The 19592-nt window shown below is 61.8% G+C and carries 17 protein-coding genes; 6 read left to right on the top strand and 11 right to left on the bottom strand.

The features are described from left to right. Nucleotides 1–331: hypothetical protein (locus EN993_RS37375; RefSeq protein ID WP_206532372.1), on the bottom strand; the 331-nt coding region annotated here is incomplete at its 3' end. Nucleotides 332–471: 140 nt separating this feature from the next. Between EN993_RS37375 and EN993_RS15710 the strand changes: the two genes are divergently transcribed. The 4 genes from EN993_RS15710 (at nucleotide 472) to EN993_RS15695 (ending at nucleotide 2644) form a co-directional block, all read left to right on the top strand. Next, nucleotides 472–753 (top strand): hypothetical protein, encoded by a 282-nt coding sequence (locus EN993_RS15710; protein ID WP_109662451.1) that lies wholly within the window; start codon nucleotides 472–474, stop codon nucleotides 751–753. 591 nt (nucleotides 754–1344) lie between these two features. Then, nucleotides 1345–1560 (top strand): hypothetical protein, encoded by a 216-nt coding sequence (locus EN993_RS15705; RefSeq protein WP_127264041.1) that lies wholly within the window; start codon nucleotides 1345–1347, stop codon nucleotides 1558–1560. A 69-nt stretch (nucleotides 1561–1629) separates the two neighbouring features. Continuing rightward, the gene (locus EN993_RS37045; protein WP_245468845.1) at nucleotides 1630–2004 is read left to right on the top strand and encodes a hypothetical protein; all 375 of its coding nucleotides are present in this window, start codon (nucleotides 1630–1632) and stop codon (nucleotides 2002–2004) included. Between the two features lie 295 nt (nucleotides 2005–2299). Beyond that, the gene (locus EN993_RS15695) at nucleotides 2300–2644 is read left to right on the top strand and encodes a hypothetical protein (protein ID WP_109662448.1); all 345 of its coding nucleotides are present in this window, start codon (nucleotides 2300–2302) and stop codon (nucleotides 2642–2644) included. Nucleotides 2645–2681: 37 nt separating this feature from the next. Here EN993_RS15695 and EN993_RS15690 read toward each other — a convergent pair whose 3' ends face one another. The 4 genes from EN993_RS15690 to EN993_RS15675 form a co-directional block, all read right to left on the bottom strand. Continuing rightward, nucleotides 2682–4301 carry an ABC transporter ATP-binding protein gene (locus EN993_RS15690; protein ID WP_109662446.1) on the bottom strand — a complete coding sequence of 540 codons (1620 nt, stop codon included), beginning with the start codon at nucleotides 4299–4301 and terminating at the stop codon, nucleotides 2682–2684. A gap of 17 nt (nucleotides 4302–4318) precedes the next feature. Next, nucleotides 4319–5440 carry an ABC transporter permease subunit gene (locus EN993_RS15685; protein ID WP_109662443.1) on the bottom strand — a complete coding sequence of 374 codons (1122 nt, stop codon included), beginning with the start codon at nucleotides 5438–5440 and terminating at the stop codon, nucleotides 4319–4321. Beyond that, entirely contained in the window at nucleotides 5433–6356 is a 924-nt protein-coding gene (locus EN993_RS15680; RefSeq protein ID WP_109662440.1) for an ABC transporter permease subunit, read from the bottom strand. The genes EN993_RS15685 and EN993_RS15680 overlap by 8 nt, the downstream gene beginning before the upstream one ends. 164 nt (nucleotides 6357–6520) lie before the next feature. Continuing rightward, complete coding sequence (locus tag EN993_RS15675; RefSeq protein WP_127264039.1) at nucleotides 6521–8113, bottom strand: peptide ABC transporter substrate-binding protein; 1593 nt, start codon at nucleotides 8111–8113, stop codon at nucleotides 6521–6523. A gap of 310 nt (nucleotides 8114–8423) precedes the next feature. On the opposite strand from EN993_RS15675, the gene EN993_RS15670 reads away from it, so the two are divergent. Beyond that, complete coding sequence (locus EN993_RS15670) at nucleotides 8424–8849, top strand: TadE/TadG family type IV pilus assembly protein (RefSeq protein ID WP_109662438.1); 426 nt, start codon at nucleotides 8424–8426, stop codon at nucleotides 8847–8849. Then, the gene (locus tag EN993_RS15665; RefSeq protein WP_127264037.1) at nucleotides 8850–10616 is read left to right on the top strand and encodes a TadG family pilus assembly protein; all 1767 of its coding nucleotides are present in this window, start codon (nucleotides 8850–8852) and stop codon (nucleotides 10614–10616) included. A 14-nt stretch (nucleotides 10617–10630) separates the two neighbouring features. Here EN993_RS15665 and EN993_RS15660 read toward each other — a convergent pair whose 3' ends face one another. From EN993_RS15660 to EN993_RS15635, 6 genes are all read right to left on the bottom strand, one after another. After that, entirely contained in the window at nucleotides 10631–12256 is a 1626-nt protein-coding gene (locus tag EN993_RS15660) for an alpha-glucosidase family protein (protein WP_127264035.1), read from the bottom strand. Further along, entirely contained in the window at nucleotides 12243–14261 is a 2019-nt protein-coding gene (glgX, locus tag EN993_RS15655) for a glycogen debranching protein GlgX (protein ID WP_127264033.1), read from the bottom strand. The genes EN993_RS15660 and glgX overlap by 14 nt, the downstream gene beginning before the upstream one ends. Nucleotides 14262–14272: 11 nt before the next feature. After that, nucleotides 14273–15901 carry an alpha-D-glucose phosphate-specific phosphoglucomutase gene (locus tag EN993_RS15650; RefSeq protein ID WP_127264031.1) on the bottom strand — a complete coding sequence of 543 codons (1629 nt, stop codon included), beginning with the start codon at nucleotides 15899–15901 and terminating at the stop codon, nucleotides 14273–14275. 3 nt (nucleotides 15902–15904) lie between these two features. Further along, on the bottom strand, nucleotides 15905–17350 hold the full coding sequence (gene glgA / locus EN993_RS15645) for a glycogen synthase GlgA (RefSeq protein WP_127264029.1): 1446 nt from the start codon (nucleotides 17348–17350) through the stop codon (nucleotides 15905–15907). A 90-nt stretch (nucleotides 17351–17440) separates the two neighbouring features. After that, nucleotides 17441–18706, bottom strand: a complete 1266-nt coding sequence (gene glgC / locus EN993_RS15640) for a glucose-1-phosphate adenylyltransferase (protein WP_109662424.1) — start codon at nucleotides 18704–18706, stop codon at nucleotides 17441–17443. Nucleotides 18707–18757: 51 nt separating this feature from the next. Next, nucleotides 18758–19592: alpha amylase C-terminal domain-containing protein (locus EN993_RS15635; protein WP_206532371.1), on the bottom strand; the 835-nt coding region annotated here is incomplete at its 5' end.

The following is a 19592-nucleotide window of genomic DNA, read 5'->3' as shown; positions in this document are numbered from 1 at the left end:
GTCGAGCGAAGGTCCGGTGAATTGCAGCAACAGAATGCCGGTCAGGCTCGGAGGCATCATGCGCAAATTGGTTCTCACAACAGCCGTTGCGCTGGCCTGCCTCCCGCGCGCCCTCCCAGGCGGGCGACGAGCGGTCAAGCGAAATAGTGGCGGCGGCTGCGCAGTTCTCCGGAAAGACCAACTGTCGCGAAGGTGATGTCGCTACCATCTCCGGCATGCGCAGCAAGGAACTGCCGGAGGCAGTGGCCAGATATTGCGATTTTTGGGGACAGATCGTTGTGCTGCCTGACGTGGGCGAGACTGATGCGGCGAGGCAGATCGTTCTTTGCAAGTGTCATCAGCGAGAGGCGAGGCGATCGCCCGTTCTTCGACTTGCCGCAAGTGTTCGGGCTGGTCGTTGGAAGGCCGGAACCAAAGTGATCAGAGGCAGTTATCCAACGAAGGGCTAATTAAGGAAATGGAGAAACTGCAATGAAAACAATGATCATGTGCGCGTTGGCGCTTTCCATGGGATTGCCCGTTATGGCTTCGGCAGCCGAGGCCGATGTGGTTATCAGAACCCACCATCGACACCAAAACAGCGTCAAGATCATCAACGAAGATGGCCAGCGCTTGCACCATCGCCGCCACGGCGAGGTTGCGTTCTATGACCATGGGCGCCGGCATCATCGTCGAGACACCGTCGTCGTGACAGGCTCCGTCTCCACTCACCGCCACCACCGCCCGGTGGTGATCGAAAACGACGGCTACTGATCCCCCGACCCACGGCCCGGCTCTTGGGAGTCGGGTCGTTTTTCCTTGACGCGCCCAGCCGACAAATTTTGGATCTCTGGATCAAATTGAATGCTGGCGTGACCGACAAACCATTTGCCGACGCGCCGTCCGAAAGCTCACAGAATCTGACTCGCCTGAATGCTACGAGCTGCCGCTCGTGAAAGTTGAGGGTTCGCCCGCCACACAGGTACAGCGAGCGAACCCTATCAGCGCAGGAAGGGACATAACAGCGCCGATGTGTAAAACTCGTGGGCGACCTCCGGGATGCTCAGCCAAGAACTATGCCCATCACCATGAAGGTGATGGCCACGGCGAAGACCGGTGCGAGCAACCAGCGCGCTTGGCCAACACTCCTCTCCATCAGCTTCCTCCCGCAAACGTGCAGCGGACAACGATCGCAAGCAGTGGCCGTTCCGAGCGACATCCCAGATAAGACCATTGCGTTTTGCGATCGGACTTAGGTCCGGTTCCCTGCCCGACCGAAGCCCGACCTGGGAACCTTTTGCACTTGCCCCAAGTTCGGTTGGTTGGGCGCAAAGACCATCAAAAATGAAACGGATGACCATCATCATGTCGAACATTGAGACTGCAAGATCCCATGCCTTGGGGATGCGCGTCGCTGACCTCAAGGCCAAGATGGAGGAGGCCCAAATTACCGAGTGCGAAATGAAGGCCTTCCACAAGGTCGCTGCCATCATGGGGGACCGCCAGGGCCGAATTGAAAGCGACGACCTGATTGCCGCATCCTTCGTCACCGACACGCTGCCGAATAGCCAAAAGCCTTGAGTGACCATGCCAACAATCAGCAGACTTTTTGATTCCCATGCCCAAGCGGCCCGGGTCGCCGGCGACCTTGTGGCGGCCGGAATTCCTCGGGTACAGATTGCCGTCATCGGACCTTACAATGACGAAGTGGGATCTCTGTGGGCTTCCGCTTTGGGGGCCATCCTTGGCGCTGCCGCTGGCGGGTTGACCTGCCTGAGCGCAGTTGCAGCCGACGGCATCAGTGCTGCGAGCGTATGGGCGACAGCGGTCGCAGGTGCGGTCTGCGGCGGCATTGCTGGCGGCCTGCTTGGAACATTCACCGTGACAGCCGTGAAGACGGATGATCGCAGTAGTGCTGAGGGGATCGTTTTGGTGACGGCTCATGTCGATGAAAATGAGACCGACATCGCCCAGGCAGTGCTCGGCGGTTACGCCCCGACTACAATCGTCGCCGAAGCAGCGTGAGAATTTCTAGGGAATTGAATAAACAGCCCGACAACCGTTGTGGCCGGAGATCACCAAAATGCGCGAAAAGCCCGCCCCGGCGTCAGCCGAGACGGGCTCTCTCCGTTTACCAGTGATTGAATTAAAGCACTCGACGGGTACCAACTTCGAGTGCCCGAGAATGTTCCTGCCTTAGCCGGTAAGGCTGAGCGCAGTGGCAGGGTCCTTCGCAGTCGCAAACTTTGACGAAATGGCCTTCGGCCCTAGATAGTTCGGTGGATACTATGGGTCGATGAAACGGCGAGCCGGATGCGACATGAATTTGAATTCGACGACAGCCTTGCCACCGGCCCTGATGATTGCACTGTTTCTTGTCGCTGGCTGTTCATCGATCAGCAGAACCGTCGATCCGGCGAAATACGATTCGATGACATGCACCGAGCTCAACAGCGCGCTGGGAGACATTGCCCGTAACATCTCGCAAACCGCAATCACCCGCGGCAAGGTCGTGAACACCAGTGTTCCGCGCTGGCTGCTGGGCGGCTCGCGCGTGAAGACCGCAGTCGCCGGCCGCGAAACGGCCAGGATCGACCGGCTGAAGCAGCAACAAGATGCCATGGTCGCGGTACGGGCAAACAAGTGCCCGCGGTCAACGGACTGAGTGAACAGACCATCTGCGGCTACTGCCTTCCAGTGGCTCAGGCGCTCAGGCGAAACCGCGTGACGTCGATCGCCGCGGCCATCAGCGTCTGAGTGTAGACGTGCTGCGGATTGCTGAAGATCGCCTCGGTCGGCCCCTCCTCAACGATCTTGCCCTGCTTCATGACAATGATGTAGTCGGCCATGGCGCGCACGACCGACAGATCGTGGCTAATGAAGAGGTAGGACAGTTCGTGATCTGCCTGCAGCTTGCGCAGCAGTTCGACGATCTGTTTCTGCACCGAGCGGTCGAGCGCCGAGGTCGGCTCATCCAGCACCACCAGCTTGGGCTTCAGGATCATGGCGCGGGCAATGGCGATGCGCTGTCGCTGGCCGCCGGAGAATTCGTGCGGATAGCGGTTGCGGGCATTGGGATCGAGGCCGACCTCGCGCAGGGCCTCGACCGCACGCAGGTCGCGTTGCTTGCCCGAAAGATTCGGCTCGTGCACCAGCAGCCCTTCGGTGATGACCTGGCCGACAGTCATGCGCGGCGACAGCGAGCCGAACGGGTCCTGGAAGACGAGTTGCATCTGGCGTCGCAGCGGCCGCATCGCCTGCCGGTCGGCCTGGGAGATGTCGCGATCGCCAAAACGGATCAGGCCGTCGCTCGGCAACAGCCGCAGCAGGGCGCGGCCGAGGGTCGATTTGCCGGAGCCGGATTCACCGACGATGCCGATGGTCTGGTTGCGCTGCAGCCTGATCGAAATGTGGTCGACGGCACGTAGCATCAGCGGCTCACCGGCAAGAAAGCCGCCGCCGATCTTGAACGTCACCTCGACATTCCTGCCTTCGAGCAGCACCGGGGCATTGGCGGGCGGCGGTGCCTTGCTGCCGGTCGGCTCGGCCGCCAGCAGCATTTTCGTATAGGCATGTTGCGGGTTGACGAAGATGGCTTCGGCCTCCCCCTCCTCGACAACCTCGCCCTGACGCATGACATAGACCCGGTCGGCAAAGCGCCGGACGATGCCAAGATCATGGGTGATGAAGACGATCGCCATGCCGAGCTTGCGCTGCAATTCGGCCAAAAGCATCAGGATCTGCGCCTGGATCGTCACGTCGAGCGCCGTCGTCGGCTCGTCGGCGATCAATATGTCAGGGTCGTTGGCAAGCGCCATGGCGATCATGACACGCTGGCGCTGGCCGCCGGACATTTCGTGCGGATAGGATTTCATCCGTCGCTCGGGATCGGGGATATGCACCAGCCGCAGCAGCTTGAGCGCCTCTTCGTGCGCCTCCGCAGCATTCAGGCCCCGATGCCGTCGGATCGGTTCGATCAGCTGGTTCCCAATCGAATAGAGCGGATCGAGCGAGGTCATCGGCTCCTGGAAGATCATGCTGATCTTGGCGCCGCGGACCTTGTTCAGCTCGGATTTGCTTAAAGTCAGAAGATTGCGGCCGCGATAATCGACACTGCCTGTCGCTTCGCCATTCGATGCCAGCAGGCTCATCGCCGCCATCATCGTCTGGCTCTTGCCGGATCCGGATTCGCCGACCACGGCAACGGTTTCGCCCGCGTTGACGTGGATGTTGATGCCCTTGACCGCCTCGACCGCGCCATCGAGCGTGCGGAAGCGAACACGCAGGTCTTTGACGCTGAGGATCGTTTCGGAAGCAGCCATTTCAGCGATCCCCATCTTTATCGATCTCTCGGGTCGAGTGCGTCGCGCAGGCCGTCGCCGACGAAGTTCAGCGCGAACAGCGTCGAGACAAGGAAGAAGGCTGGAAACAGGAGCAGCCAGTTGGCGGTGCCGATGTTCTTGGCGCCGACCGAGATCAGCACGCCCCAACTGGTCATCGGCTCCTGCACGCCGAGCCCGAGGAACGACAGGAAACTCTCCAGGATGATGACCTGCGGCACCAGCAGCGTCATGTAGATCACCACCGGGCCGAGCAGATTGGGGATGACGTGGCGCAGCAGTATACCGCTCTGGCCGACGCCCATGGCTTCCGCGGCCTGGACATATTCCTGGCGGCGGATCGACAGCGCCTGGCCGCGCACGATGCGCGCCATGTCGAGCCACAGCACGGCGCCGACCGCCAGGAACATCAGCACGAAGTTGCGGCCGAAGAACACCACCAGCATGATGACGAAGAAGATGAAGGGCAAGGAATAGAGCACGTCGACGATGCGCATCATCACCTCGTCGACCTTGCCGCCGGCAAAGCCGGCAGCGGCCCCGTAGACCACGCCGATGACCACCGCCACGACGCCAGCGAGCAGGCCGATGGCCAGCGATATGCGCCCGGCCATCAGCGTGCGCGAGAGAAGATCGCGGCCGGTGTTGTCGGTGCCGAACAGGAAATATTGCTGCTTTATCGACGCGCTCATCGTCACTTCGAGGCCGTCGGGCGACTTGCTCTCGATCTTGGTGTCGTCAAAGGCATCGGAGCGGTCGAGATAGCGGATGTTGCGGTCGTCGATCGGCTTGGTCGACTTGACGGTGACGAAGACCTGGTTGCCTTCCTGCCGCCACTCCTTGATGTCGACCCGCATGCGCTTGATCGCTTCGGTGAGCGCCGTCTCGATCATGTCGGCCTTCGGATAGGCCGACATGCTCGGCGGCATGCGCACATAGTCGGCATAGATGGTGGTGTATTGATGCGGCACGAACCAGGGCCCGAACACGCTGACGACACCGATCAGGGCGAGGTAATACAGGCTGAACATGGCGGCGCGATTGGCCTTGAGGCGCGCCCAGGCATCACCCCAGAGCGAGCGGCCGATGACGGCGGGAGCCGTGGCTGCGATGTCAGTCATAGCGCACCCTCGGGTCGACGACCGCGTACATGACGTCGACGATCAGGTTGAAGACGATGGTGAAGATGGCGATCACCACCACCGTTCCCATCACCAGCGTGTAGTCGCGGTTGAGCGCGGCATCGACGAAATAGCGGCCGACGCCCGGAATGGAGAAGATCGTCTCGACGATGACCGAGCCGGTCAGCAATGCCGCCGCTGCCGGGCCGGTGAAGGAGACGATCGGCAGGATGGCACCGCGCAACGCGTGCTTGACCACCACCGACCAGTCGGAAAGGCCAAGCGCGCGTGCCGTGCGAATATGGTGAGACCGCAAGGATTCGATCATCGAGCCGCGCATCAGCCGGGCGACGATGGCGATCTGCGGCAGAGCGAGCGTCAGCACCGGGCCGACCTTGTTGATGAAAGCACCATCGCCCCACCCACCGATCGGCAACAGCCTCCAGGTCAGCCCGAACAGGAGCTGGATCACCGGTGCGATGACGAAGGTGGGGATGGTGCTGCCGGCGGTCGCCAGCGCAATCACCGTATAGTCGCCGAGCTTGTTCTGGTTGAGCGCGGCAATGGTACCAAGCACGGACCCGAGCAGAAGTGCCAGGATCAATGCCGAGGCCCCGAGCTGAACCGAAATGGGCAGTCCCTTGGCGAAAAGTTCGGTGACGGTGAAATCCGGCATGTTGTAGCTCGGGCCGAAATTGCCGCGCAGCAGATTGCCGAGATAGTGGACGAATTGCAGCCAGAGCGGATCGTTGAGGCCGAACTGGGCTTCAAGGTTGGCCCTGATCTCGGGACTCAGCCCCCGCTCCTGGTTGAATGGACCGCCTGGCGCGACGCGCATCAGGAAAAACGCCATGGTCACGATGACAAATAGCGTCGGGATGGCGGTCAGAAGCCGCCGTAATACGTATCGCAGCATCGGTGCCCCGCTTGATCCAGAGCAACGCCCGTCCAACTGGACGGTTGCGCTCTAGCCTTCAAATCTTCGCACCGACATGCCGAAAATCGATTCCGGTTCCCGGGCCGATGCGATGGCAAACCATCGCCGCCGCGCCCTTCGGGCGCGACGGCTTGGCCAGGGAGTTAGTCCTTGCTGACGAAGCGGGACGGATGCACGTCCATCACGTTGTCCACGAAGCCATGCAGCTTCGAGGAAACGATATCGTGGTAGCTGTAGTAGAGAAGCGGGATCTGGCCGACGTCATCGACGAGGATGCGTTCGGCGTCGGCAAGTTCCTTCATGCGCTCTTCGGGCTTGCCGCCGGCGGCGGCCGCCTTGTCCATGGCCGCTTCATAGGCCGGGCTGTTGTAGTCCGAATAATTGTTGCCGCTGGCCTTGCGCGAGATGCCGAGGAAGGTTTCCGGATCCTTGTAGTCGGCGATCCAGGCTGCACGTGCCAAGTCATAGTTGCCCTTCTGCTCGAGGAAGGAGTAGTGGGTCTTGGTGTCGGTGTTGAGCAGCGTGACGTCGACGCCAAGCGGCTTCAGCTGTTCCTGGATGGCCACGGCAGTGTTCTTGTGGTTCTCCGAAGTGTTGTAGCGGATCTCCATCTTCAGCGGCTTTTCGGGTGTATAGCCGAGTTTCTCGAGGATTTTCTTGGCCGCGTCCTCGCGGTCGATCTGCGGCATGTCGGCGTATTTGGCCATTGCCGGCGTGTAGCCCTCGATGCCGGGAGGCACCATCGAATAGCCGGGCAGCATCGAGTTCTGCCAGACTTTCTCGGCGAGGAAGTCGCGGTCGATCGCCATCGAGATGGCGTTGCGCAGCTCGACATTGTCCCACGGTGCCTTGTCGGTCTTGATCGCATAATAATAGGTGCCGAGATACGGGCCGACGTGGATCTGGTCGCCAAACTTGGTCTTGAGGTCAGCGAGCTGCTCAGTCGGGAGATCGTCGTAGCTGTCGAGTTCGCCGGCCTCGAAGCGCTTCATTGCCGATGAACGGTCCTCGGTCGGGATGTAGTTGACGACGTCGAACTTGACGGTCGCAGCGTCCCAGAATTTCGGATTCTTGACCAGCTTCATGTGATCGTTGGGAACCCATTCCGCCAGCGTATAGGCGCCGTTCGAAACGAGATTGCCGGGCTTGATCCAGTCGGCACCGAGCTTTTCGATGGAGGCCTTGCTGACAGGGTAGGTCGCCTGGTGGGTCAGCATCTCCAGGAAGTAAGGCGTCGGCGCTTTGAGCGAGACTTCCAGGGTATTTGCATCAATCGCCTTGACGCCCATATCCTCGGGCTTGCCCTTCTTGGTGTTGAAGTCTTCCGCACCCTTCACCGGATACAGCATCGAGGCGTATTCGGCGCCGGTCGCCGGGTCTTCCAGCCTGTGGAAAGCGTAGACGAAGTCATCCGCCGTCACCGGGCTGCCATCCGACCAGAGGCCGTCCTTGCGCAGCTTGAACGTATAGACGGTGCCATCGTCCGACACTGTCCAGCTCTCGGCAGCGCCGGGAATGACATTGGCCTTCTCGTCCTGCATGACCAGGCCCTGGAACAGGTCGCGCAGGACATTGGCTTCGTAAACCGTCGAGGTCTTGTGCGGATCGACCGATTCCGATTCAGCGGCGGTGCCGCGGTTATAGACGGTCTCGGCGAAAGCCTGCGTGTAGAACGTGCCGGCGGCCAGCGTCACGGTTGTGGCGAACACCGTCGCCTTCAGCATGTTTTTCATCAGCATGAAGTTCTCCCTGTCGGCGCTGCCGTCGGCGCGCCTTCTAAGTGTTGACGCCCCGGAGCCGATATCTGACCCCTTTGAGCGCGCCACCGGTTCCCTCCGATGGCTGGTGGCAGGAGACTAGACAGGAGGTAAGCTCTTTTCAACCGAGTACTGATTGACCTTAAGTCAAGAACCAGAAGTCAAAGAAGACGTCCGCTAAATTAGTGCGAGCTTTCAATCATTCACAGCCGCAGGTTGCACCAAGAGTTTTCGCTTTTTGCATGCGAACTTTGGCATGCTCAGACCCATGGTTCGCAATCTCACTCCCATGGCCAGAGGCCGCCAATTCCGGATAGATGCTTCGGGAACTTCGGCGGTTGAGTTCGCCCTGCTCTCCCCAATCTTCATCCTGATCCTGCTCGGTATGGTTGCATACGGCATATATTTCGGTGCGGCGAACTCGATCCAGCAAATCGCGGCGGACGCCGCCCGGACAGCCATTGCGGGGACGAACCAGACCGAACGGCAAACACTGGTGGCGAGCTTCGTCACCAACAATGCCGGCGGATATCCTTTCGTGGATGTCAGCAAGCTGACCTACCAGGCCAATGACAGCGTGGCCGATGGAAGTCAGTTCGTCGTGTCCATCCAATACGATGCCCGCAACCTGCCGATCTGGAATCTTTTCCCAGGCATAGCGATGCCAGGCACCACGATCACGCGCCAGTCAACGATCAGGGTCGGGGGCATCTGAATGTTGCTGCGTGAGCGCAAGGAGATCTTCCGGCTTGCCCGGTTAATGCTGGGCGACAGAAAGGCCAATTTCGCCGTCATGACGGCGCTCATGGCGCCGGTGGCGCTGGCGCTGGCCGCAGTAGCTATCGACGAAGCTTCGATCTACACCGAGCGCCGCGAGGCGCAGGCAATGGTGGATCTGGCGGCGATCACCGCCGCCTCGAACATCACCAACATCAATGCCGCGGTCGTGACCACGTTGACCGACAACGGCATGCCAAATGTTGTCGTTGAAACCTCGGGACAGACGATCACTCCGGCCGTCGGGAAAACCGTGGTGTCGGTCACGCCAGGGCGATACGCGGCATCCGGCGCCAATTTGAGCCAGCGCTTCCAGGCCAGCGTAACCCCCTACAATGCCGTCCGTGTGACCCTGAAGAAGATCCCTGCCCGCTATTTCGCGAGTTCGCTGATCCCCTCTCCCGTCATCGGTACCCAGGCCACGGCCAGCATGACGCCGCAGGCGACGTTCTCGGTCGGGTCGAGGCTCGCCAGCGTCAATGGCGGCATCCTCAACGCACTTCTCGGCAGTCTTCTCGGCGGCAACATTTCGCTCAGCGTCATGGACTACAACGGATTGATCTCGGCCGACGTCAGTGTCCTCTCCTTCATAAGTGCCCTTGCCACACAAGTGAACGTGACCGGCGGCACCTATTCGGATGTGCTGGCCTCCAAGGCGACCGTCGGTCAGATTGCTACCGCCATGGCCAACGTGCCCGGACTTGGCAACACGGCCAAGGTCGCCCTGCAGACGATTGCTTCCAAGTCGACCAGCACGGTCAAGATCCCGCTCAGCAGCCTTGTCGACCTCGGCTCCGCAGGCAGCCTTGGACTGGGACAAACCCCGACAGGCCTTGGGGTCGATGCCAGCGCCATGGGAATGCTGACCGCCGCCGCCGTGCTGGCGAACGGCACCAACCAGGCTCAGGTCAATCTCGGAGCCACCATACCCGGGCTTTTGGCCACCACGCTTACCATTGCCATTGGCGAGCCGGCGCAATCCTCGCCTTGGCTCGCCGTCGGTGGAATCGGCACCACGGTGCGCACCGCCCAGACGCGTATCAAGCTGGTGGCGACCGTCGGAGTCGGCACGCCCGGTCTCGGTGGCGGCATCAGCCTGCTAGCCGTCAATCTGCCGCTCAATGTGGAAGTCGCCTATGCCGAAGCCAAACTGACCGACATCACCTGTCCGACAGGGCCTTCCAGCATCAAGGTTTCCATCGCCGCGCACCCAGGCATTGCCTCGCTACACCTGGCCAACAGCAACAGCTCAGGCTTTGGCGACTTCAGCCAACCGCAGACATTCACCGACGCGGAAATCGCGGATGTGAGCCTCAAGCTGCTGCTGATCAACATTCCGCTGATACAGGTGATGGGCTCCGCCGCCACCGCGATCACCAACAACAACCCGACGACGCTGACCTTCGACGCAGCCGATATCACCAACAAGACGATCAAGACCGTTTCGACGCGCAACATCACGCAGTCGCTCACCACGTCGCTGGTCAGCAACCTGTCGCTTTCGGTCAATGCGCTTGGTCTGGGAATCGATCTGACCGCCCTGCTCGGAACGGTTAAGCCAGCAGTGGTGGCTGTCCTCAACGGTATAACGGCACCGGTCGACGACCTGCTCTACAATGTGCTTTCAGCCCTTGGCGTGGGTGTCGGCGAGGCCGATGTGCGGGTTACCGGCGCGACTTGCGGACGCTCGGTACTCGTCCAGTAAAGACGGCCGAGCCATCAATCGAGGCGACCAAGGAAGTATCCGAGCGCGGGCAACGAAAGTTCGGCCTCGTCGATGACCGCCGCATCGCCGTCAAGCTTTGCGATTGCTCCGACATCAGGCGGCAACGGCCAAGTCCGTTGCTCCCCAGCGAAATTGAAGACACAGAGCAATCTTTCACCGCCGCCTTCGCGGACGAATGCGAGCACGTCGCCCTCAGCGTCAAGAAAGCGGATCGACCCTGATACCAGCGCCTCGTGCCCCCTGCGCAACGCCAGCGCGGCCCGATAGGACGCGAGCACCGATGCCATGTCGGCATTCTGGACGTCGACCGCGCGGGCGCGATGGCTGGCCGGTATCGGCAGCCATGGCCTGGCCGTCGAGAAACCCGCATTGTCAGCGCCGGCCTCCCAGACCATCGGTGTGCGACACCCATCCCTGCCCTTGACGCCCGGCCAGAAGCGGATGCCGACGGGATCGCGCAGATCCTCATAGGCAAGCTCCGCCTCTTCCAGGCCGAGTTCCTCGCCCTCGTAGAGGCAGATCGAGCCGCGCAGGCAGGACAGCAGCGTGATCGAGAATCTGGCGATGGCGTCGGGATCGCTGCCCGACCTTGTCCAGCGGCTGACATGGCGCACCACATCATGGTTGGAAAACGCCCAGCAGACCCAGCCATCGGGAACGGTCGCCTCGAAAGCTTCGACGCAGCCACGCACATGTGTCGCCGAGAACTGCGGGCCGAGCAGGTCGAAGGTGTAGCACATATGCAGCTTGTCGCGGCCTGAGGTGTAGGCGGCGAGCGTCTGCAATGAGCGGCCTTCATCGCCGATTTCGCCGACGGCGGCACGATCCTCGTACTCATCGAGCAGGGCCCTGAAGCGGCGAAGGAATGCCAGGTTTTCCGGCTGCGTCTTGTCGAACAGATGCTCCTGGTAGAGGTAGGTGTTGGTCTCGCTGTTGGTGCCGGCGACGCTCGACGCCAAAGGCGGATTGCCGCGCAGCCAGCGGTCGTGGACATAGTAATTGACCGTGTCGAGCCGGAAACCGTCGACGCCGCGCTCCAGCCAGAAGCGCACCGTTTCCAGAAGCGCGTCCTGAACCTCCGGATTGTGGAAATTCAGATCGGGCTGCGAGGCGAGGAAATTGTGCATGTAATACTGCCGGCGGGTCGAATCCCATTCCCAGGCCGGGCCACCGAAGACGGAGAGCCAATTGTTGGGCGCGCTGCCATCGGGCTTGGTATCGGCCCAGATATACCAGTCGGACTTAGGGTTATCGCGGCTGGCGCGGCTTTCGACAAACCAGTCGTGCTTGTCGGATGAATGGGACAGCACCTGGTCGATGATGATCTTCAGGCCAAGACGATGCGCTTCGGCGACCAGCGCATCGAAATCCTCAAGCGTGCCGAACATCGGATCAACATCGCAGTAATCCGACACGTCATAGCCCATATCGGCCATCGGCGACTTGAAGAAAGGCGACAGCCAGACGGCGTCGACACCAAGCGAGGCGACATGGGCGAGTCTCGATGTAATGCCGGCGAGATCTCCGCTGCCGTCGCCGGTCGTGTCCTGGAAGGAGCGCGGATAGATCTGGTAGATGACGCAACCGCGCCACCATCCGGCCTCGTCACTTGCCGCCATTGCGCTTCTCCCTTGTGCCGGCCTGCGCTCGTTCGATCATGAAGATCACCGTCCGCCCCGATACCGGGCGCGAGATGTCCCCTGCATCGCCTGTCTCCAGGGCTGGCGCCCAGAAAAATCCTTCGCGCTCGGGCAACGTGACCATGCAGGCCCGGCGATCGCCGTTGATGATGACGGCAAGGCGGCTGGCGCCGCCCAGGATCATGACCAGGCGGTGCCGCTGCGGATCTTGCCAGCTCTGTTCGTCGAGCGGCGCGCCTGTCTCGGTCAGCCATGCGACGTCCGGTATCTCCGAACCTGCCGGTGGCTGGCCAGTGAGGAAACCTGTGTCGGAAAGCGCGGGCATCGCTCGGCGCAGCGTCGCGAGCAGCGCCGTGTAGCGCTCCAGCGCCTGGTCGCGGCCGGCCCAGTCGAGCCAGGTGATCGCGTTGTCCTGCGCATAGGCGTTGTTGTTGCCTTGCTGGGTCCGGCCGAATTCGTCGCCCGCGGTCAGCATGATGGTGCCGCGTGAGGCAAACAGCGTGGCGAGCAGCGCACGCTGGTCGTTGAGGCGAGCCGCGGCCACGGCCGGGTCGTCCGCATCACCCTCGACACCATTGTTCCACGACAGGTTCTCATCGTGGCCGTCGCGGTTCTGCTCGCCATTGGCTTTGTTATGCTTGTGTTCGTAGCGCACGATGTCGGCGAGCGTCATGCCGTCATGGGCGGCGATTAAATTGACACTGCGGCTGGCGCCTTGCCCGTTCGCGGCAAACACATCGGACGAACCGGCAAGCCGGGTCGCCAGGGCGCCGACCATGCCGGCGTCGCCACGCCAGAAGCGCCTGACATCGTCGCGGTACTTGTCGTTCCATTCGAGGAAAGGCGGCGGGAAATTGCCAAGCTGATAGCCATCCGGACCGATGTCCCACGGCTCGGCGACCAACACACGATCGGCCAGCAGCGCGTCGTCGCGCATCGCTCTCAGCAGCGGCGCCTCGGCATCGAATGTGCCTTCAACCCGCCCCAGGATGGGCGCCAGGTCGAAGCGGAAGCCGTCGGCGCCGGCATCCCTGACGAAATGGCGAAGCGTGTCGAGGACCATTTCCTGGACGACAGGATGGTCGCAAGCGACCGTGTTGCCGGTTCCGGTGTCATTGGCCAGCCTGCCGTCTGATGTGTGCCGGTAATAGGCGTGGTTGTCGAGGCCGCGCAGCGACAGCGTCGGGCCTAGCCTGTCGCTCTCGCCGGTGTGGTTGAAGACGAGATCGAGGATGACGCCGATGCCAGCCTGGCGCAGCACGGCAACCGTGTTTCGCAATTCCATGATGCCGCCCGGCGCCAGACGCGGATCAAGGGCCATGAACGTGACAGGATTGTAGCCCCAGGCATTGCGCAGCCCAAGCGGCGGCAGATGCCGCTCGTCGATCGACGCGGTTACCGGCATCAGTTCGACCGCGCCAACGCCGAGTTTCTTCAGGTGCTCGACAACCAGCGGATGAGCGAGAGCGGCAATGGTACCACGCAACTTTTCCGGAACGTCCGGATGCAGCATGGTGAAGGCGCGCACCGGAATTTCGTAGATCAGGCCGCCGGGCTGGAAGAGCGGCGGCGCTGCCTGCACTGGCTTCGGCAAGGCAGCGGCAATCGCCTTCGGCATCAGTTGCGCGGTATCGGCCCCCTCGCCCCGGCGCTGGGCCAGCCGCCAGTCATAGGTGTAGGACCTGTCGATCTCGACCGCGTAAGGATCGGCCAGGAGCTTGGCGGGGTCGAACCACAGCCCGCGCTCCGGCGCGTAGTCGCCATCGGCGCGAAAGCCGTAGCGGGTGCCGGGGCCAAGGCCCGCAACGAACAGCGCATGGACGCCCTCGCCTTGCGGCTGCAGTTCGAGCCGTTCGATTTCCCGCTTGCCCTGTTCGTCGAAGATCGAGACCCAGAGCCGGCGGGCGGCCTGCGACCACGCGGCAAAGCGGATGCCGCCCTCCGAAACAAGTCCGCCAAATCGCGGCCGATCAGCGGCCGGCATCGCAGATTTCATTAAGTGATAACGCTTGGCTTGGGGCGGCCGGTATGACTGTGAATCCCGGCAATATCATCGGCCGCGGCAATCAGATCGGCAAGGGCGGCCTGCGTGTCGAGATCGTGCCTCGACTTGTCCGGCTCGTAGCGCTCGATGTAGACGCGCAACGTCGCGCCCGACGTGCCGGTGCCGGAAAGCCGGAAGACGACGCGCGAGCCGCCTTCGAACAAGATCCTGATTCCCTGGTTCTTGCTCACCGAACCGTCGACCGGGTCGTGATAGGCAAAGTCGTCGGCATTGGCGATCTTCAGGCCGCGCACGCTGGTGCCGGGCAGCGAAGCGAGCTTGGCACGCAACTCGTCGACCAGCGCATTCGCCCGGTCGCTCTCGACCTCTTCATAGTCGTGCCGCGAATAGTAATTGCGGCCATAGGTCGCCCAGTGCTCGGTGACGATCTGCTTGCAGCTTTCGCCGCGCGCGGCAAGGATGTTGAGCCACAGCAGCACCGCCCACAGGCCGTCCTTTTCGCGGACATGGTTGGAGCCGGTGCCGGCACTTTCCTCACCGCAGATCGTCGCCATGTCGGCATCCAGCAGATTGCCGAAGAACTTCCAGCCGGTCGGCGTCTCATAGATGCCGATGCCGAGTTTTTCAGCAACACGATCGGCCGCGCCGCTGGTCGGCATCGAGCGGGCAATGCCTTTCAAACCGGCCTTGTAGCCGGGCGCCAGGCGGGCGTTGGCGGCGAGCATGGCGACCGAATCCGACGGGGTGACGAAAATGCCCTTGCCGATGATCAAATTGCGATCGCCGTCACCATCCGAGGCGGCGCCGAAATCCGGCGCGTCCGGTCCCATCATCTCGTCATAGAGGTGTTTGGCGTGGACAAGATTCGGGTCCGGATGGTGGCCGCCAAAATCCGGCAGCGGCTTGAAATTGCGGCAGGTGCCGTTGGGCGCGCCAAGCCGGTTTTCCAGGATTTCCTTGGCGTAAGGGCCGGTCACTGCATGCATGGCGTCGAAGCGCATGCGGAAGCCGGATTTGAACAATTTGCGAAGTGCGTCGAAATCGAACAGGCTTTCCATCAGTTTGGCATAGTCGGCGACCGGGTCGATGATCTCGACCGTCATGCCGGCGGCCTTGACCGTGCCTGTTGTGTCGATGTCGATCGGATCAATGTCGGCGATCTTGAAGCTCGAAATCGTCTTGGTCTTTTCGAAGATCGCGTCGGTCAGCTTTTCCGGCGCCGGGCCGCCATTGCCGGCATTGTACTTGATGCCGAAATCCTCGTGCGGGCCGCCCGGATTGTGACTGGCCGACAGGATGATGCCGCCAAAGGTCTTGTATTTGCGGATGACATGCGAGGCGGCCGGCGTTGACAGGATACCGCCCTGCCCGACCATCACCTTGCCGAAGCCGTTGGCGGCGGCCATGGCGATGGCCTTCTGGATGACTTCGCGGTTGTAGAAGCGGCCATCGCCGCCAATCACCAGCGTCTTGCCCTTGAAGCCATCGAGCGCGTCGAAGATCGACTGGATGAAATTCTCGGCATAGTGCTCCTGCTGAAAGACAGGCACCTTCTTGCGCAGGCCCGACGTGCCAGGCTTCTGATCGGAATAGGGTTTGGTGGGAACGGTCCGTATCATGCTTCAGGCAACCCTTTTCGAAAGCAGCAAGCGATAGAGTTCAACATATTTGTCCGCGCTCTTGTCCCACGACACGTCGGCCTTCATGCCCTGGCGCTGCAGCGATTCCCAGACCGCCGGACTGGCATGGGCGTCGACGAGGCGGCGGATGGCGTGCAGCAAGGCACCGCCATTGTTGGGCGCGAACTGGAAGCCGGTGGCAACGCCGGCCGAGACGGCGGCCTCATTGGCATCGATGACCGTATCGGCCAGGCCGCCGGTGCGGGCAACCACCGGTACGCAGCCGTAACGCAGGCCGTAAAGCTGCGTCAGCCCGCACGGTTCGAAGCGTGAGGGAATGACGATGGCATCACAGCCGCCTTGCATAATGTGCGACAGCCCCTCGTCGTAGCCGACGACGACCCCGATGCGGCCGCGATGTCTGGCAGCGGCGGCGAGCAGCGCGCCTTCGAGGCCGGCATCGCCTGAGCCCAGGATGGCCAGGCGCGCTCCTGTGGCAACGATGCCGTCGACCACCAGCGCCAGTATGTCCATACCCTTCTGCCAGGTCAGGCGGCTGACGACACAGACGATCGGGCTGTCGTCGCGATCGAGGCTGAAGCGCTCCTCGACGGCGGCCCTGTTGGGCGCGCGCGCCTTCAGCGTGCTCGCCGTGTAGGGGGACACCAGATGCTTGTCGGTTTCGGGATCCCAGATGCCAGTGTCGATGCCGTTGACGATGCCATAGAGATCGCTGGAGCGCATGTTGATGAGGCCGTCGAGGCCCATGCCGAATTCCGCCGAGCGGATTTCCTGCGCATAGGTCGGGCTGACCGTGGTGATCGCCCAGGCGGCCTGCAGGCCCGCCTTGAGGAAGCCGACGCCGCCATAATATTCAACGCCGTCAAGCGCCATCGCCGCTGCCGGCAAGCCAAGCTCGCCGAAGATGCCGGCGCCGAACTGGCCCTGGAAGGCGAGATTATGAACGGTCATCATCGACGGTATGCCGACCGCCTTGCCGTAGCGCATGTAGGCCAGCGTCATCGCCGACTGCCAGTCGTGGGCATGGACGATGTCGGGCTGGTAGCCCGAGATGGCACCGCCGGCGATATCGCCGCCGACCTGGCTCAGCGCCGCGAAGCGCCGCCAGTTGTCGGGCCAATCGACGCCGGTCGCATTGCCATAAGGACCGCCGGGACGGTCGAACAGGTGCGGCGCGTCGAGCACGAACAGCTCGAGCCCGGCAAGCTGGACGGAGTGGACAGAGGCCTTGCCGCCCTGCAGCAAGGGATATTGCAGAACCGCCCTCTTTTTCTTGAAGGCGGCCATAACGGTTGGAAAACCAGGAATGAGCGTGCGCATGGTCACGCCCTTGGCCGCCAGCGCAATGGGCAGCGCGCCGGTCACGTCGGCAAGCCCGCCGGTCTTGATCAGCGGGAAAATCTCGGGCGTGACCGACAGAACCTGCATGCGCCTATAATCCGATCCTGTCTGTCCTAGAGTTCTTTGTCTTGACGCAATTCCGGACGGAAACCGTTTCACACTTTTCCTGGAATTGCTCTAAAGCGCCAGCTTGTCGATCATATCCTGTGTGACCAGGCAGATGCCTTTTTCGGAAACGCGGAAGCGCTTGGCGTCGAGAACGGGATCTTCGCCGACCACCAGCCCTTCCGGTATCCTAACACCATGGTCGATGACGACGCGCTTCAACTTTGCGTTCCGGCCGACATGAACGTCGGGCAGCATCACCACTTCTTCCAGCGTCGAATAGGAATTGATGCGCGCCCCGGTAAAGATCAGGCTTCTTTTCAGCGAAGCGCCAGAGACGATGCAGTCGCCCGAGACAAGCGAGGACACGGCCGAACCGCGGCGGCCATCCTCGTCATGCACGAACTTTGCCGGCGGCTTCAATTCGGCATAGGTCCAGATCGGCCAGTCGCGGTCGTAGAGGTCGAGCTCCGGCGTGATATCGGTCAGGTCGATATTGGCTTCCCAATAGGCGTCGACCGTTCCGACGTCGCGCCAGTAGGCCTCGTTCTCGGCGGTCGAACGAACGCAGGACTTGGCGAAGCGGTGGGCAATCGCCTTACCGTGCTGGACGATATAGGGAATGATGTCCTTGCCGAAGTCGCGGCTTGAGCCCGGCTCGGCCGCATCGCGGCGCAACTGCTCCATCAGGAACTTGGTCTTGAAGACATAGATGCCCATCGAGGCCAGCGCAAACTCCGGCTTGTCGGGAATGCCGGGCGGGTCGGCGGGTTTTTCGACGAAGGCGATAATGTTGTCCTTGGCATCGACATGCATGACGCCGAAGCCGGTGGCTTCCATGCGCGGCACTTCGAGGCAGCCAACGGTGACGTCGGCATTGGCGTCGACGTGCTGGCGAAGCATCATCTCGTAGTCCATCTTGTAGATGTGGTCGCCGGCCAGGATGACCATGTATTCAGGCCCATAGGCCTCGATGATGTCGATGTTCTGGTAGACGGCGTCGGCGGTGCCCTCATACCATTGTGTTTCCGAGACGCGCTGGCTGGCCGGCAGGATGTCAAAACTCTCGTTTCGCTCGGGCCGTAGGAAGTTCCAGCCGCGCTGCAGATGGCGGATCAGCGAATGCGCCTTGTACTGGGTGGCGACACCGAGGCGGCGAATGCCGGAATTCAGAGCATTGGAGAGCGCGAAGTCGATGATGCGCGTCTTGCCGCCGAAATAGACAGCCGGCTTGGCACGCCGGTCGGTCAGTTCCTTGAGGCGGCTGCCGCGGCCGCCGGCCAATACATAGGCCATGGCATCGCGCGCCAGCGGCTGGGTCCGTTTCAAGTCTGCCATTTTTACCCTCCCAAGTTACTCAATCTCGACATGCATCCAGTTTCGATGGGCTCAGTCCGCGACGAGTTCGAGCATGATCGTCGACAGCGGCGGCAAAAGCATCGTCGCGGAGATGCTTCCTCTCTCAGCCCGCGCCTCGACCATGCCGCCATTGCCCTTGCCGGAACCGCCATATTCAGAAGCGTCGGTGTTGATGATCTCGCGCCATTTGCCGGCCGTCGGCAACGGCACGCGATAATTGTCGCGCGGCACCGGCGTAAAATTGGAAATGACGGCCACCGGGTTGCCACCCGGTGCGCTGCGCAGCCAGGCAAAAACCGAATTCTGGCTGTCGTCGACGATCAGCCAGGAAAACCCTTCCGGCTCGCAGTCGCGGCCATGCAGCGCCGGGCGCGAACGGTAGAGATAGTTGAGATCGCGCACCGTCTGCCAGACGCCGCGATGAGGCCGGAACTCAAGCAGGTTCCAGTCGAGCGCGCGCGCCTCGCTCCATTCGCGGCGCTGCGCGAACTCCTGTCCCATGAACAGCAGCTTCTTGCCGGGATAGCCCCACATGAAAGCGTAGTAGGCGCGTAGCGTCGCGAATCTCTGCCAGTCGTCGCCGGCCATCTTGCCAAGCAGCGTGCCTTTGCCGTGCACGACCTCGTCATGCGAGAGCGGCAGCACGAAATTTTCCGAGAAGGCGTAGGTCAGGCCGAAGGTGAGGTCGTTGTGGTGATGTTTGCGGAAAATGGGCTCCTTGGAGAAATACTCCAGCGTGTCGTGCATGAAACCCATGTTCCACTTGAAGCCGAAGCCCAGCCCACCTTCATGCACCGGTGCCGAGACCTTCGGCCATGAGGTCGATTCCTCGGCGATGGTCATCACGCCCGTATGGTGGCCGTAG

This window comes from Mesorhizobium sp. M7D.F.Ca.US.004.01.2.1 (assembly GCF_003997785.1).
GTDB classification, from domain to species: domain Bacteria; phylum Pseudomonadota; class Alphaproteobacteria; order Rhizobiales; family Rhizobiaceae; genus Mesorhizobium; species Mesorhizobium loti.
Note: the sequence above shows the minus strand (reverse complement) of the source record. Positions and strands in the feature narration are given on the sequence as shown.